Genomic DNA, 1350 nt, shown 5'->3' with positions numbered 1-1350 from the left:
CGGCCGTGCCAGCCGCCCGGGCCCGCTCCACGTCCTCGGCGTTGGCCGCGACGATCTCCGCGCTGCGGGCCACCAGCGCGTCCGCGACCGCCAGCCCGGCGCGAGGACCGCCGTCGGGTCGGTGGAGACCGGCCGGGCCCCGGGCTTGAGCTTGCGGTGGAAGAAGTCGTTGAACGACGCGAAGCCCCAGTGCTCGGCGCCGCGGTCGGGGATCTCGTAGTCGTCAAGCCGGTGGCGTTCGACGGAGTGCGGGGACAGCCAGCCGTTGTCCGCCTCGGTCAGCACGGAGCGGCTCGCGGGGCTGTCCAGGAACACGCACCACTCGCGGAGGACCTGCTGGAGCGCGGAGTTGAACGCCGGGGTGCGCAGGAGGCTCTCGCCCGCCTTCGTCAGCGCCAGGTTCGCGAACAGCGCGGACAGCGGGAAGAGGATCCGCTCCTCGGACTTGGCGCGGTACTCGGGCGCGGTCGTGATGATCTGGTCCACGCACTGGAGCAGGTGGCCGACGCCCTGGATCGGCTGGAGCGCGCGCGGGAGCTGCTCCAGCGTGCCGGCCACCAGCGATCGGGTGTTCCTGTCGGTCTCGATCAGCTTCTCCATGGCCGCAACGGCGGGGCTGTGCGGCCCCGTTCGCGCCTGGGCGCGGTCCGCGAGGTCCGCCAGCCAGGCATCGACGGCCCGGCGGTCCTTCGGCAGGTAACCGGCGACCCGCCCGAACGAGGCACGGTAGCGGGCGTCGGTCACTGCGCCCGTGAGATCTCCGAGCATGCTTTCCTCCGTCATGGCGTTCGATCGGTGACGATCCGGCAGGATTCCTGGCCAGTCTCGGCCGGGCCCGCCGGGGCGGGGCCAGGAATCACGGCCCGGCCGGAAAGAGAACCCGAAAGGACGAAGGAGATCGGTAATCTGCTCAGCTGATATGCGAGTTGAGCCGTTCAAGGATGTCGCGCCGCGGGCCACGGCCCGGCGGTGACCAGGTCCTCCATCCGCGCCAGGTCCACCTCGGCGGCGCCGGAGACCAGCCGGTAGCCGCCCCGGTCGTGCCCGGTCACCGAGTCCGGGCTGTCCCCGATGCGCAGGATCTTGCGCAGCCGGTGGATGTGCACGCGGCCGCTCTCACCCGCCGTCAGGAGCGAGGGTCCCGGTGACGGTGAACCGCTCCCCGACGAACCGGCCGAGTCGTTCGGCCCAGGCCAGCGCCACGTCATCGGGCACCTCCGCTCCGGCCAGGCGGGCGGCGGCCAGGGTGGCCGGGAGCGCGCCCTGGTCCAGCAGGATGGCCCACTGGCCGGCGGTGAGGGCCAGGTAGCGCAGGTCGGGGCACTCGGCGAGCGCGGTGAGGTTCCGGAC

General features: G+C 72.7%; 1 protein-coding gene and 2 pseudogenes. All 3 read right to left on the bottom strand.

Annotated elements, in window-relative coordinates; genetic code table 11:
• Window positions 1-249: 249 nt before the first annotated feature.
• A pseudogene (locus ACWDCZ_RS41430) lies at window positions 250-768 on the bottom strand (phophatidylserine decarboxylase associated domain-containing protein); the annotation flags it as partial.
• Between the two features lie 167 nt (window positions 769-935).
• Window positions 936-1106, bottom strand: a complete 171-nt coding sequence (locus ACWDCZ_RS41425; RefSeq protein ID WP_449818735.1) for a hypothetical protein — start codon at window positions 1104-1106, stop codon at window positions 936-938.
• 10 nt (window positions 1107-1116) lie between these two features.
• Window positions 1117-1350, bottom strand: a pseudogene (locus ACWDCZ_RS41420) (SMI1/KNR4 family protein); the annotation flags it as partial.

It is taken from the genome of Kitasatospora sp. NPDC001225, from assembly GCF_053597855.1.
This window is presented reverse-complemented; position numbering and strand designations above follow the sequence as displayed.